The organism is Winogradskyella eckloniae, assembly GCF_013249045.1.
In the GTDB taxonomy this organism is placed as follows: Bacteria; Bacteroidota; Bacteroidia; order Flavobacteriales; family Flavobacteriaceae; genus Winogradskyella; species Winogradskyella eckloniae.
In genome coordinates this window covers 177,935-191,751 of sequence record NZ_JABRWP010000004.1, presented here as the reverse complement: position 1 = coordinate 191,751, position 13,817 = coordinate 177,935, and the positions used below count along the sequence as shown (strand labels likewise).

12 protein-coding genes are annotated in these 13,817 nt (G+C 33.7%); 8 read left to right on the top strand and 4 right to left on the bottom strand.

Annotated features, from left to right (window positions below; genetic code table 11):
• Positions 1-2: 2 nt before the first annotated feature.
• Positions 3-395, top strand: coding sequence for an acyl-CoA thioesterase (locus HNV08_RS08475; RefSeq protein WP_173280769.1), 393 nt, complete (start codon positions 3-5; stop codon positions 393-395).
• Here the strand turns inward: HNV08_RS08475 and HNV08_RS08470 are convergent.
• On the bottom strand, positions 392-1,630 hold the full coding sequence (locus HNV08_RS08470; protein ID WP_317170222.1) for a mechanosensitive ion channel family protein: 1,239 nt from the start codon (positions 1,628-1,630) through the stop codon (positions 392-394). The genes HNV08_RS08475 and HNV08_RS08470 overlap by 4 nt on opposite strands.
• Positions 1,623-1,919 carry a DUF3817 domain-containing protein gene (locus HNV08_RS08465; RefSeq protein ID WP_173280768.1) on the bottom strand — a complete coding sequence of 99 codons (297 nt, stop codon included), beginning with the start codon at positions 1,917-1,919 and terminating at the stop codon, positions 1,623-1,625. The genes HNV08_RS08470 and HNV08_RS08465 overlap by 8 nt, the downstream gene beginning before the upstream one ends.
• Before the next feature lie 135 nt (positions 1,920-2,054).
• Between HNV08_RS08465 and HNV08_RS08460 the strand changes: the two genes are divergently transcribed.
• From HNV08_RS08460 to HNV08_RS08440, 5 genes are all read left to right on the top strand, one after another.
• The gene (locus tag HNV08_RS08460) at positions 2,055-4,523 is read left to right on the top strand and encodes a zinc-dependent metalloprotease (RefSeq protein WP_173280767.1); all 2,469 of its coding nucleotides are present in this window, start codon (positions 2,055-2,057) and stop codon (positions 4,521-4,523) included.
• A 2-nt stretch (positions 4,524-4,525) separates the two neighbouring features.
• Entirely contained in the window at positions 4,526-4,987 is a 462-nt protein-coding gene (locus HNV08_RS08455) for a DUF4251 domain-containing protein (RefSeq protein ID WP_173280766.1), read from the top strand.
• Positions 4,988-5,236: 249 nt separating this feature from the next.
• Complete coding sequence (locus HNV08_RS16255) at positions 5,237-5,695, top strand: cold-shock protein (protein ID WP_194241988.1); 459 nt, start codon at positions 5,237-5,239, stop codon at positions 5,693-5,695.
• 177 nt (positions 5,696-5,872) lie between these two features.
• Complete coding sequence (locus HNV08_RS08445; RefSeq protein ID WP_173280765.1) at positions 5,873-6,451, top strand: fasciclin domain-containing protein; 579 nt, start codon at positions 5,873-5,875, stop codon at positions 6,449-6,451.
• Between the two features lie 99 nt (positions 6,452-6,550).
• Positions 6,551-7,039, top strand: coding sequence for a GyrI-like domain-containing protein (locus HNV08_RS08440; protein WP_241697199.1), 489 nt, complete (start codon positions 6,551-6,553; stop codon positions 7,037-7,039).
• A gap of 41 nt (positions 7,040-7,080) precedes the next feature.
• On the opposite strand, the gene HNV08_RS08435 is transcribed toward HNV08_RS08440, so the two are convergent.
• Together HNV08_RS08435 and HNV08_RS08430 are read right to left on the bottom strand one after the other, a co-directional pair.
• Positions 7,081-9,309: a type IA DNA topoisomerase gene (locus tag HNV08_RS08435; RefSeq protein ID WP_173280764.1), complete on the bottom strand. Its 2,229-nt coding sequence runs from the start codon at positions 9,307-9,309 to the stop codon at positions 7,081-7,083.
• Positions 9,310-9,367: 58 nt separating this feature from the next.
• Positions 9,368-10,300: a peptidoglycan DD-metalloendopeptidase family protein gene (locus tag HNV08_RS08430; RefSeq protein WP_173280762.1), complete on the bottom strand. Its 933-nt coding sequence runs from the start codon at positions 10,298-10,300 to the stop codon at positions 9,368-9,370.
• A gap of 283 nt (positions 10,301-10,583) precedes the next feature.
• Here HNV08_RS08430 and HNV08_RS08425 point away from each other — a divergent pair, with 283 nt between their 5' ends.
• Positions 10,584-12,137 (top strand): DEAD/DEAH box helicase, encoded by a 1,554-nt coding sequence (locus HNV08_RS08425; RefSeq protein WP_173280760.1) that lies wholly within the window; start codon positions 10,584-10,586, stop codon positions 12,135-12,137.
• A gap of 47 nt (positions 12,138-12,184) precedes the next feature.
• The gene (locus tag HNV08_RS08420) at positions 12,185-13,738 is read left to right on the top strand and encodes an SDR family NAD(P)-dependent oxidoreductase (protein ID WP_173280758.1); all 1,554 of its coding nucleotides are present in this window, start codon (positions 12,185-12,187) and stop codon (positions 13,736-13,738) included.
• The last annotated feature ends 79 nt before the right edge of the window (positions 13,739-13,817 follow it).

Sequence of the window (13,817 nt, the reverse complement as noted above, 5' to 3'; positions counted from 1 at the left end):
ATATGAGATTTCATACAAGAAAATGGGTTAAACCCGAAGATCTAAACCCTAATGGTTCGCTGTTTGGAGGACAACTTTTAGCATGGATAGATGAAGAAGCTGCGCTTTATACGATTATACAATTTGAAAATTCAAAAATTGTAACCAAATATATTTCCGAAATAAACTTTATGAGTTCTGCTGTACAAGGCGATATCGTAGAACTAGGTATTGAAGTTGTAAAGTTTGGTAAAACCTCTTTAACATTAAAATGTGAAGCCAGAAATAAAATGACTCGTGAAACCATTTTAACCGTAGACAATATTGTAATGGTAAACTTAGGTGCTGACGGTAAACCAAAGCCTCATGGTAAAACAGAAATAGAATTTGTTAAAGACCGATTAAGTACTAATTAAGATGATTTTCCTAAGGTTAGCTCATAAATTTCTAAATCAAAATACTTTACTGCAGCTAACACATGGTCAAAAATATCACCAATAATAAACTCATAGTTTTCCCAACGTTGATCTTTGCTAAAGCAATAGATTTCCATTGGGATACCTTGAGGTGTTGGTTCTAATTGACGTACCATCAAAGTCATGTTTTCATTTATTGCCGAATGATTTTCTACATAAGTTTGAAGGTATTTTCTAAACACACCAAAATTCGTCAGATTTAATCCGTTGATTAATACGGATTTATCGGCTTCATGAGCCACATTATATGCCGCTATTTCTTTAGATTTAGAATTAATATACTTAGCAACTAACTGAATTTTTTTCAGTTTCTCAATATCTTGTGCTGTCAAAAATTTTATGGTGGAGACTTTTATAATTACAGATCTTTTGATTCTACGTCCACCAGAATCCTTCATGCCTCGCCAGTTTTTAAACGAATCTGAAATTAATGCATAAGTCGGAATAGTGGTAATAGTCATGTCCCAATTTTGAACCTTAACTGTTGCCAAATTAATTTCGGTAACATCTCCATCTGCACCATATTTTTCAAACGTAATCCAATCACCAATCCTAACCATATCATTTATAGATACTTGTATACTGGCTACAAACCCTAGAATTGTATCCTTAAATATTAATATAATGATTGCTGACGCTGCACCTAGAGTAGTTGCAAAGGTTAAAAATGTTATTCCTGTTAAAATAGCAATAGCAGTAAACACACCTATAAGCCAAGCAAAAATCATAAATACTTGTATATAACTATCAATAGGTTTGTCTTTATAGCTCGATTTTGTTTTTAAATAATCCTTAATAGATCTTAAAACACTTCTTATAATGCTCAGTGTTAATATGATACCTATGACTTTTAAAACCTTTAATATTAATGTTTCTGCATATACAAAATCAGAAAAAATTTGCGGTACTAATTCAATTAATATAATAAGTGGTATAATATGAGCTACATTTCTAGGTAACCGGTTATCTATTAAAATATTATCGAAGTTTGTTCTTGTGCGCGTCGCTACTGCGGCAGAAAATCGCCAAAGTAAACGTTTTGTAATATAATCAATGATAAAGGCTATAATTACTACTATAACTAATAAAACAAACATGTTTATAAATCTAGCAGTATCTATAGACAGTCCGTTTTCTATTAAAATATCATATAGAAAATGTTTAATATTAAGCACGTCTGGTGGTGTTTAGATATTTTTTTTCAATATAAAATGTACCAAAAGGCAAAACAGAAGCGATAAGCACTATCCAAAGTGTTTTGCTAGACCATTTCATATCAGAACTAATTAATACAGCCATAACCACATAAATCATAAATAATATACCATGTGGCATACCTAATAATTTTACATATTGCGGATCGTCTAAAAACCATTTAATAGGGCAAGCGATACCCAATAATAATATATAGGATAAACCCTCTAAAAAAGCTACAATTCTAAAAACAGGTAAGAGTTTTAACATGGCTAAAAATTTGCTACAAAAGTACTTTAGTTTTAAGTAATACTCGTAGATTTTAACAGCTTTTAAGATTTTTTTTTAATCTCTAATTCTTTAATTATCTTTAGCCAAATGATTCAATAAAATACAGATCCATTTATGAATAAATTCCTCACCATAGTACTCTGTGCTTTAGTTGTTTTTTCTTGCGCCACAGCACAATCTACACGTAAGAAAAAAAGCACGACTAAAACAACACAAAGCCAGCCAACACCTAAAAAGAAAAACGGAAAAATTAAAGCTTATCACCAGATAATAACTAAAGACGCTATAACAGACAAAGGGTTGTTTAACGTGCATTTAGTAGGAGAGAAGTACTATTTTGAAATTCCAATGACCTACTTAAATACAGATATGCTCTTAGTGAGTCGATTTGCCAAATTACCGTCAAATTTAGGTGGAGGCTATGTCAATGCTGGTACTAAAACCAATACGAGATTAATAAACTGGGAACGCTTTAAAAATAAAATTTTAATCAAAGAAAAATCATCGAGCGCAGTAGCTTCAGATAGTTTACCTATTCATATTTCGGTAAAAGCCAATAATTTTGAACCTACTTTATATGCCTTTGATATTGCAGCATTTTCTACAGATTCTTCTGCAGTGGTTATCGATGTTACAAAATTCTATAATTCCGATGTAAAATCTATAAGTGGTTTGTCTTCTAGGCTACGATCGGCTTACAAGGTTAAAAACTTAGATAAAACAAGGAGCTTTATTAATTCCGTAAAAAGTTTTCCTGAAAACATAGAAGTGATTCAAGATTTCACATACAATGCCGCTAAACCTCCTGTAAATACTGGAGATGAAACCATAAGCATACAAATGAATCAATCTATGATTCTATTGCCAAAAGTGCCTATGCAACCTAGACTTTATGATGAACGTGTCGGTTGGTTTACTTTAAGTAAATATGATTATAGTAGTGAAGCTTTAAAAGCAGATAAAAAAACTTATATAAGACGTTGGAAACTCATTCCTAAGGACATTGAAGCCTATAATAGAGGCGAATTAGTTGAGCCTATAAAGCCAATCGTTTATTATTTGGATCCTGCTACGCCTTTGAAATTTAGATCGTATATGAAAGAAGGCATTGAATTATGGCAAAAAGCATTTGAAGCTGCCGGATTTAAAAATGCTATTCTTGCAAAAGATCCTCCAACAAAAGAAGAAGATCCTGATTTTAGTCCTGAAGACATCAGGTATTCTGTAATACGATACGTCGCTAGTACAACAAGAAATGCAACAGGACCAAGTGTTTCAGACCCAAGAAGTGGCGAAATAATAGAAAGTGATATTATATGGTATCACAATCATTTACGCTCGTACCGCAATCGGTATTTGTTAGAAACTGGTGCGGCAAACCCTTCTGCCAGAACATTATATACTTCTGATAAAGATATAGGTGAAATGATGAAAATGGTTATCGCTCACGAGGTTGGCCATACCTTAGGGTTACCACACAACATGAGTGCTAGCTATGCCTACGACGTAGAACAGTATAGAGATGGTGCTTTCACTCAAAAAAATGGAATTGCTGCTACTATTATGGATTATGCACGTTACAATTACATTGCACAACCAGGTGATAAAAATATTAGATTTATAAGACAATTAGGACCTTACGACAATTATGCCATAAATTATGGCTACAGATATATTGATGATGCAACATCTGCAAATGATGAAAAAGCTATCTTAAACCGTTGGATTACTGAAAAAGCAGGTGATCCTATCTATAAATTCGGAAAACAAAGTAGTCGTTTTGATCCTACAGCTCAAACTGAAGACATTGGTAATAACAGTATAAAAGCCAGTACATATGGCATAAACAACTTAAAAATAGTAGCTAAAAATTTACCTGCATGGACTAGTGACCAAACCAATAACTATGACGATTTAGAAGAATTATATGGCGAGTTACTTAGCGTTTGGAGTCGTTATATTGGTCATGTTGTTACGCATGTTGGTGGTGTTGTAGAATCTACGAAAACACCATCTCAAAATGGTGTTGTTTATGAGGCTGTCCCAAAAGCTTATCAAAAATCAGCGATACAATGGTTACATAGTAATGCTTTTGAAACGCCAACTTTTTTAATAAAAAAAGAGATACTTCATAATATTAATTACGCGAGTTATACGGATAACATCAGACGCTATCAAGCAAGACACTTAAATAACTTATTAAGTTTTGAACGTCTAGGTCGTCTTATCGATCACAAAGCAATAGATGTCAATAACTATACGGCCTTAGAAATGTTAAAAGATATAAGAGCTGGTATTTGGTCAGAAATAACAGCAGGTAAAAATGTTTCAGTTTTTAGACGTAACTTGCAACGTGTTTATTTAGATGCCATGTTTAATTTAATGACAGAAAATTTAGATCCGAAGCGAACCAGGCAGTATTATAATGTCAATCAATCTGATGTGAGAGCCATCGTTAGAGGCGAATTAAATGTTGTAAAACGTATGCTAACATCGGCATCTAGAACAGATATAAATATAGAAACACAGTACCACTATAAAGATGGTATAGAACGTATAAATGCAATTTTAGACCCAAAATAATTATGAAAAAGTTAATTTTAATCGCCTTAGCCTTTAGTTTATCTGCTGGTACGGTTGTAAAAGCTCAAGAAAAACAATCACAGAAAGAAATTTTTCAACCCATATATCTTAATTCAAAAGCTTTAGTTGCATCTGAGAATTATCAATTTGTGGCCCATGTTATTTATAACGACCAAGGCAGAGAAAGGCTTAATGCTGATGAAAATAGTATTGTTTTTAAAGGCTCTGAAGTTTCTGGAAAATTACATTCCTTTGCTAAGGACAAATCCATAGTCACCATTAAGGCGTCTAACAGTACAACAACAAATAGCTTTGATGATGACAACCAGAAAATTTCTGTAGCGATAAAAACAGATCGCTATGAACTTGCTATTGAAGTTAAGCCAAATGGAAATGCTGTTTTAACCATTACAAATAAAGAAGGTACTGTATTACACTATGCAGGTAAATTGGTAAAACCATAAAGAATAGGAGAGAGGTCTGCTTCTATTTGTAGAGATCGCCATTTATTATTTTATTTACCAGTGAGTTCATTTTAATTATTGGTATAGAAATTGTATCTTTGTTACTGTCTTATTGAAGATATACTACTCAATATAGCTTTACTTTAAGTTATTGTACTAGATTTTAATACTATTCATTGTTAAGTTAGTTAACTTGTTTGCATTACAATATTTTCAAAAGCACACACATATTAATTTTTAAAACTACGAATGGCTAAATCACAACAAACTTTTAGTAAAAGTGAAAAAGAAAAAAAACGATTAAAAAAACGAGAAGACAAGCGCAAAAAAATGGAAGCGCGTAAACTTCAAAAAGAAGAAAATGGGTCAGGAGGTATTCCTCTGGCTTATGTAGATCACAATGGTAATCTTACAGATACACCACCAGATCCTTCAATGAAAGTAAAGGTTAAAGCAGAGAACATTGTCATAGGAATTCCTCAAAAGGATGATTCTGATGTTGAAGAATTTGACCCAATTAGAAACGGAAAAGTGTCGTTTTACGACAGTTCTAAAGGATTCGGATTTATTATTGATACGGAAACCAACGAAAAGCACTTTACTCACGTCAGTGGAATCATTGATGACATTGCAGAAAATGATAAAGTTACTTTTGAACTCGAAAAAGGACAACGCGGCATGAATGCTGTTCGCGTAAAGCAAGCTTAAAAACGAATACATTTTATAACATTAAAAGCCATTATCTTAGATAGTGGCTTTTTTTCGTGTTTTAATGAACACAAAATCAACACTTTAAACTTATTTCTTTTAAATAATATATGTTTTTTAAAACCGCAGCACTAAAAATAGCGTAGGTAGAGTAACACTAAATTTAAAACACATATTATGAGAATTCAAAAACTTATTTCAACACTGACCTTAGCCATAACCTTATGTATAGGTACAACTGCAATAGCGCAAACGTCTAAATCAAAAAAAGACACAAAAATGGTAGGTGGTGCCGAAATGTACCCTTCAAAAGATATAATTGCTAATGCGGTGAACTCAGAAGATCACACCACATTAGTCGCTGCTGTAAAAGCTGCAGAATTAGTCGAAACCTTACAAGGAGAAGGTCCATTTACTGTTTTTGCACCAACAAACGACGCGTTTGATAAATTGCCAAAAGGTACCTTAAGCACATTACTAAAACCAGAAAATAAAACAAAATTACAAGCCGTATTAACATATCATGTTCTTCCTGGTCGTTATAGTGCAAAAGACATTATGAAAGCCATAAATAAAGGAGACGGCAAAGCTACATTTACCACAGTCCAAGGCAGTACTTTAATAGCAACGCTAAAAGACGATCAAATCATCCTAAAGGATGCATCTGGTAATTTATCTACAGTTACCATTAGTGACGTCCATCAATCTAATGGTGTCATACACGTCGTTGATACTGTAGTATTACCAAAAATGTAATATATAAAATTGGTTAGGGAAGAATTAGCTTTTTGTTGATTGGTTGGCTAATTCTAAAAGAGCACAAGCTTAAAGCTTGTGCTTTTTTTATACCTTTAAATGAATTTTTTAGAATATAAGATGACACCAAAAATTATAACCATTTCAGAAAAGAAGTTGGTCGGCCAATCTAGCACAATGAATCATGGTGAATATGGCAAAATTGTAAGTTTATGGAAACAATTTATGCCAAGAAAAAAAGAAATCAAAACCGTATTACATCCTGATCTAATTGCGGTACAAATTTATAATGATTTCAATGCCATGGAAACACCTTTTGATATTTGGGCTGCTACTGAAGTGTCTAATGTTGATGATTTACCCAAAAATATGGCTAGCATTACAATTCCTAAAGGCGATTACGCCGTTTTTAGACACAAAGGAATGGATGCCTCCAAAACCTATCAGTACATTATGACTGAATGGTTGCCATCAACGCCATATAAAATTGATACACGTCCTCATTTTCAAGTTATGGGCGCACAATATAAAAATGGAAGTCCTGATTCTGAAGAAGATTTTTATGTACCTTTTGCTTTAAAACAATAATAATTCCAATCATAAAATATGGTCAGAAAAAGTGCAGTGAACTAAAATCCAACTCTAAAATCACAGCCTACTTTATAGTTACTGCAACCAAAAGCCGTTTTCCCTTTTAATACTTTTCCTGTCTGACATTTAGGACAAGCATCTCCTGCCTTAATCACTGCTTTTTTAGCCACTTTTTTGGGTTCAAACTTGAGTTTAAAATTTGCATCAAATCTCAGTAAACCTTCTAAAGTTTGGTTTTCAATTTTAAAGCCTTTTAAATTTACTGTAGATCCTTTTGCTAACAATCGTATATACTGCTTTTCAGAAATCTTTTTTGCTCCAAAACTAAAAGGCAAAGTAAAATCACATGATTTTCCGTACAAATTACAACCATAAGCCGATTTCCCTTTTAACAGTGCGCCTGTTTTACATTTTGGACATGCACTACCAACTAAGGCTGTAGATTTTGTTTTACTTTTAGATTTAGCTTTGCCAACATGTTTGTTATTAACAGCAGAAATTCTAGATGCTACCTTTTCACTACGTACTTCGTAAACCAAAGCATCTACCATACGTTTCATACCTCTAATAAACGCTGTGGCACTAAATTCACCTTTTTCAATGTCTTTTAACTGCTTTTCCCAAGAACCTGTTAACTCTGCAGATTTTAAAAGCTCATTCTGAATAGTCTCTATTAACTGAATCCCTGTAACAGTAGGTAAAATCTGCTTTTTATTTCGTTTAATGTATTTCCGTCTAAACAAGGTTTCTATAATATTGGCACGTGTAGATGGACGTCCAATACCATTTTCCTTCATTAAATCCCTTAGTTCTTCGTCTTCTACTTGCTTTCCTGCAGTTTCCATAGCACGCAGTAATGAGGCTTCTGTGAATTGATTAGGCGGTTTTGTTTGTTTTTCTAAAAATGACGGTTCATGCGGTCCTTTTTCTCCTTTTTCGAAAGTTGGAAGCAAATTGTCTTTAGAAGCAGGCGCAGCGGTTGCTTTCTTCTCAAAAACAACACGCCATCCTTTAGATAGTATTTCTTTCCCTGTGGTTTTAAAATTAACATCAGCTGCTTTACCAATAACAGTAGTGTTAGACACTTTACAATCATCATAAAACACAGCAATAAATCGTTTTACAATAATATCATAGACTTGTTGCTCATTATATTGTAAATGTGTTTGGATACCTGTAGGAATAATGGCATGGTGATCTGTTACTTTTTTATCATTAAAGACACGTGCAGATTTCTTTATTTTTTTACTTAAAATAGGCGCTGTAAGTACATTGTAATCCGTAAGTTTTGATAAAATTCCTTTTACTTTTGGATACACGTCATTTGGCAAAAACGTAGTATCTACTCTTGGGTATGTTACGGCTTTTTTCTCATACAGTTTTTGAGCAATTTTTAAGGTATCATCCGCCGAAAATCCAAACTTTGTATTACAGTACACTTGCAATCCGGTTAAATCAAATAATTTCGGAGCGTATTCTGTACCTTTCTTTTTTGTAATAGAAACAATTTCAAATTGATGTTCTTTGACCTTATTAGCTAAAATTTCGCCATCTTCCATGTTAAGAAAACGCCCTTCCTCATAGCTAAAAAGTGTATCTCTATAAAGTGTCTGTAATTCCCAATACGGTTGTGGTACAAAATTTTCGATGTCTTTAAACCGATTTACCAGCATCGCTAGAGTAGGTGTCTGTACACGTCCTACGGACAGTACTTGTTTATAACCACCATGTTTTACGGTGTATAATCGTGTGGCATTTATTCCTAACAACCAATCGCCAATAGAGCGCGAAAAACCAGCATAATACAAATTGTCATAATCTTCAGCTGGCTTTAAATTTTTAAACCCTTCTTTAATGGCTTCCGTTGTTAATGACGAAATCCATAAACGCTGTACTTTACCTTTATAATTGGCTTTATTGATAACCCAACGCTGAATCAGTTCTCCTTCTTGGCCAGCATCACCACAATTAATCACTAATTCTGCCTTATCAAATAAACTTTTAACAATTTTAAACTGCTTTTTTATACCATCATTTTTAGCGACTTTAACCTCAAACTTCTCTGGTAACATGGGTAAGTTGTTTAAGTCCCAACTTTTCCAATAGGGTTTATAATCTGCAGGTTCAAACAAGGTACATAAGTGACCAAAGGTATAAGTAACCGCATAGCCATTGCCTTCAAAGAAACCATCGCGTTTGGTGGTTGCTCCTAAAACAGCTGCAATTTCTCTTGCAACACTTGGCTTTTCGGCTATACAGACTTTCAATAGAATTCAGTTTTGTGACTGCGAAAATACAGAATTTAATAGTTGAATATGGAATTAATTAGAGATCTAAAACTAATTTTTGACCAATCTTTAAGGTTGTATTTTGATTGATAGAATTGGTTTTACACAGTCTGGCAACAGACATATTATTCCGTCGCGAAATACCATAAAGTGTATCCCCTTTTTTAACGACGTAAAATCTCGGTTGCTTCGCTAAACTGGCCAAAGCAGCTTCATCTTCGGTGGTAATCAATTTTATTTTACTAACACGTTTAGAATTATGAAATCTCGCATGTGCCCATTTATGTGTAACCCATAAGCGTTGTGATCGTATGGCATTTTTAGACGAAAAATCAAAAATATATTCAGGATGAATGGGTTGGCCTTTATAACTCAATTCTAAATGTAAATGACTACCTCTAGAATTTCCTGTATTGCCACCTTTTCCTAAATATTGTGCCTTTGCTATAGTATCATTTGCTTTTACTGCAATGTGAGATAAATGGGCATAAGTAGATTCTAAACCATTATAATGTCTAACTACAACCACATTACCAAAACCATTAGAATATTTGGCTATTCTTACAATACCATCTAAAACGGCCACCACAGAATCTCCAGTAACCAAATCGATATCTATACCATTATGTGGTCGTCCACGACGCCAACCATAACGCGATGTTATTACCTTTTTATGCAAAACAGGTGATGCATATGTACTATCAGAAAAGCTGAGTTCTAAAGGGAATTTCTGAATTGAATTTTGGTAAGGGTTATGATTTATGTTGTCCCAAAACGCTGCCTTAATATCAACGACAGGTGTCTTTGTTGGTTTTACTATTAATGGAATTTCTATAGTATCTATAATAACTCCTTTATTGTATGTTTCTGTTTTTAATTCAATTTTTAATGCTGTTGAAATTGAATCTTTTTGTGCTAAAGTATACCAAGTTGTACATATAAAAAGAACACTTAAAAAGAGGTATTTCATAGAGGGATGTATTGTCTAAAACATTTTGAAAACGTAAATATATAATAAAAATTGTTTAGTTAACTTATGTGATACTAAGCCGATGTATCGATCCATTATATAGTAAACGGTTATGACTTAATTAATCGCTTTAGTGATAAATGTTTTCGTTTAAAAACCTGTTGCTTAAATTGTTTCAGGTGTTATGATGTGGTTCAAAATATATCATTTAATCGGATACTTTTTTTGTGAGCGAAAGAATTGTAAATTTGCGCTTTCAAAAACACCATTTCAAAATATATTTATGTCTCAAACAAATCAAGCTATTCAAGAAAAAAAAACCGATAAAGAATTATATGACTACCAACAAGGTGCCATAAGTCAAATCTTCGAAAAGTTTGATTCCGAGCGCGAAGATTACCATCTACTGTACCAATTACCAACTGGTGGTGGAAAAACGGTTATCTTTTCCGAAATAGTGCGTCAATACCTAAAAAACCATTCAAAAAAGGTAATAATTATGACGCATAGAGTAGAACTTTGTAACCAAACTTCTAAAATGTTAGATAGTTTTGGTGTAACTAACAAGGTTGTAAATAGTAAAGCAAATTTAGATGACCAAGGCGATTATTCGTGTTTTGTTGCCATGGTAGAAACGCTAAACAATAGGCTAAATGATGACATGCTAGATATCTCTGATGTTGGTTTAGTTATTATTGATGAAGCGCATTATAATTCCTTTACGAAACTATTTAAGTTTTTTGAAAAATCCTTTATTCTTGGTGTTACCGCAACACCTTTAAGTTCTAATAAAGAGTTACCAATGAAGGATAACTATGACGAACTTATTACGGGAGAAACTATAGAAAACCTAATTGAAAACGAGTTTTTAGCACGCGCAGAAACCTATGCTTACGATATGGGATTAACCTCTCTAGAAGTAGGTTCTAATGGCGATTATACCGTAAAATCTTCTGAAGATCTTTATTCGAGTCCTGCGATGTTGCAAAAACTTATTGATGCGTATAAAAGACACTCCTTAGGAAAAAAGACCTTAATCTTTAATAATGGTATTAACACGTCTATTAGTGTGTACTATGCTTTTAAAGAAGCTGGTATTCCTATCATGCATTTAGATAACACAGCGACTAAAAAGCAACGTAAGCAAATTTTACAGTGGTTTCATGAAACACCTGATGCCATCTTAACCTCAGTGAGTATTTTAACCACTGGTTTTGATGAACCAACCATTGATACCATTATATTAAATAGAGCGACGAAATCATTGACATTATATTACCAAATGATAGGTCGTGGTTCTCGTATCCTTAACAATAAATCTAAATTTACAACCATTGATTTAGGAAACAATCTATATAGATTTGGACCTTGGGGAGCTGATTTAGATTGGCAATTAATTTTTAAATCGCCAAATTGGTATGCTGATCGTATTAAAGATGATGAAACCATAGAATCTACCTTTAAGCACGATTTGTCTGAAGACATAAAAGAGGAGTTCGCTAAATCTGAAGACACGTATTTTGATATTAAGCAAACCTATAAAGATGCTGTAGCCAAAGGCGAATCTTCAAAAGTGGTATTAGAACGTTCTATTGAGCATCATGCCAAAATTTGTATAGAAAACAGTGAAGATGTTTATGATGCGCTTGCATTAGCTAAATTGCTAAAAGAAGACATTAATCAACGTATAGAAGTATATGCGAAATGCATAAGCCGAAGCACATACAATTTCTTAAAATGGTTAAAAGACGATTATCAAAAGAAACTCAATTCGTATTTAAGAACGAATTTTGACGAAAAGTTTGAAGAAATTCACGGATTTCCACCAGAAGATTAATTCCACATTATAGACGTAATAAAGCGTGTAGAAGTCCCAAAATAAATATGAGCGACACCACTAAAGATCAAAACCCAAAAGATATTTCACTGCCTGAAATAGAACAATGTATTTCTATTTTAGAGCGTTTAGTGGCGAACACAGATCAAATATTTGAAATTCCAAAAGCACAACGTACGGCTTTAATAAAAGCCTCAGGACAATTATCGCGTCCAAGTCGAGAGGAATTTTCGCGTCGTAAAAAAGATGCTAAAAAAGCGGCTAAGCGCAAGCAAGCCGCAAGAGATAGAAATGCGCGTAAAGAAACTGGTATTCGAAGTGCTAGAGAAGCTCATATTTTTGTGGCACCAAAATTATTACCAGAAGCCGATTTAAAAGCGAAAGCACAATTAGAGCTCGAATCGCCTAGAAATTGCTATGTCTGTAAAACCTTATATACCAAATTGCATCACTTCTATGATACCATGTGTGAAGCATGTGGCGATTTTAATTATGCCAAACGTTTTCAAACCGCTGATGTTAAAGGACAAGTTGCAGTCATTACAGGCTCGCGCTTAAAAATTGGGTATCATATTACATTAATGTTGCTTCGTGGTGGTGCCACAGTCATTGCTACAACACGTTTTCCTGTAGATTCGGCTTTGCGTTTTTCTCAAGAGGAGGATTTTACAGAATGGGGACACCGTTTAAAAATTCATGGTCTTGATTTAAGGCACATACCAAGCGTAGAAATATTCTGTAATTTTATAGAACAACGTTATGAGAGGCTTGATATTCTTATAAATAACGCAGCACAAACCGTTAGACGACCAGCAGGATTTTATAGCCACTTAATGACAAATGAAGAACGTCCTGTAGAAGAATTACCAAAATTTGCACGCGATTTACTGCAAGATCATTTGGCGTGTTTAGATGAATTAAATCAATTTACTCCTGGTGCTTCTCCTAACAAAAATATGCCAGTAACATGGCATGGACCAGAACCTGGTATTGGTTTGCGTTCTTCAGCTAAACTATCTCAAATTCCGTATAGTTTTGATAATACTTTAGTCGCACAAGAGGTGTTTCCTGAAGGTCAACTCGATGCCGATTTACAACAAGTAGATTTAAGAAAAACCAACAGTTGGCGATTAAAATTAGGGGAAATTGAAACTACAGAAATGATTGAAGTACAATTGGTAAATTCTGTTGCACCATTTGTGTTGTGCAATCGTTTGTCTGAAGTGATGAAAAAAGAAAACACAGGTCAAAAGCATATTATCAATGTGTCTGCTATGGAAGGGAAATTTCACACTTTTTTTAAAGAAGATCGTCATCCGCATACCAATATGGCTAAAGCCGCATTAAATATGTTAACACACACTTCAGCTGGTAGTTTAGCAAAAGATGGAATTTATATGAATGCTGTAGATACAGGTTGGGTGACAGACGAAGATCCTGCAGAACTTGCCAAACGCAAACAAGAATTACACGATTTTCAACCACCATTAGATATTGTAGATGGTGCTGCTCGTGTTATGGACCCTTTATTTGATGGCATTAATACAGGTAAACATTGGTCTGGTAAATTTTTAAAAGACTACAGACCAATCAGCTGGTAAAGACCAACTGAACTTTGCTTTAATTCGTACTCAGCTTAGACGATACGATAAAATGAAACCACTATAAACCTACGTGCAA

Bases quoted from the DNA above. Each gene is read 5' to 3' on its own strand.
- HNV08_RS08475 (WP_173280769.1), top strand. From the start codon at position 3: ATGAGATTTCATACAAGAAAATGGGTTAAACCCGAAGATCTAAACCCT.
- HNV08_RS08465 (WP_173280768.1), bottom strand. From the start codon at position 1,919: ATGTTAAAACTCTTACCTGTTTTTAGAATTGTAGCTTTTTTAGAGGGT.
- HNV08_RS08460 (WP_173280767.1), top strand. From the start codon at position 2,055: ATGAATAAATTCCTCACCATAGTACTCTGTGCTTTAGTTGTTTTTTCT.
- HNV08_RS08455 (WP_173280766.1), top strand. From the start codon at position 4,526: ATGAAAAAGTTAATTTTAATCGCCTTAGCCTTTAGTTTATCTGCTGGT.
- HNV08_RS16255 (WP_194241988.1), top strand. From the start codon at position 5,237: ATGGCTAAATCACAACAAACTTTTAGTAAAAGTGAAAAAGAAAAAAAA.
- HNV08_RS08445 (WP_173280765.1), top strand. From the start codon at position 5,873: ATGAGAATTCAAAAACTTATTTCAACACTGACCTTAGCCATAACCTTA.
- HNV08_RS08440 (WP_241697199.1), top strand. From the start codon at position 6,551: ATGAATTTTTTAGAATATAAGATGACACCAAAAATTATAACCATTTCA.
- HNV08_RS08430 (WP_173280762.1), bottom strand. From the start codon at position 10,300: ATGAAATACCTCTTTTTAAGTGTTCTTTTTATATGTACAACTTGGTAT.
- HNV08_RS08425 (WP_173280760.1), top strand. From the start codon at position 10,584: ATGTCTCAAACAAATCAAGCTATTCAAGAAAAAAAAACCGATAAAGAA.
- HNV08_RS08420 (WP_173280758.1), top strand. From the start codon at position 12,185: ATGAGCGACACCACTAAAGATCAAAACCCAAAAGATATTTCACTGCCT.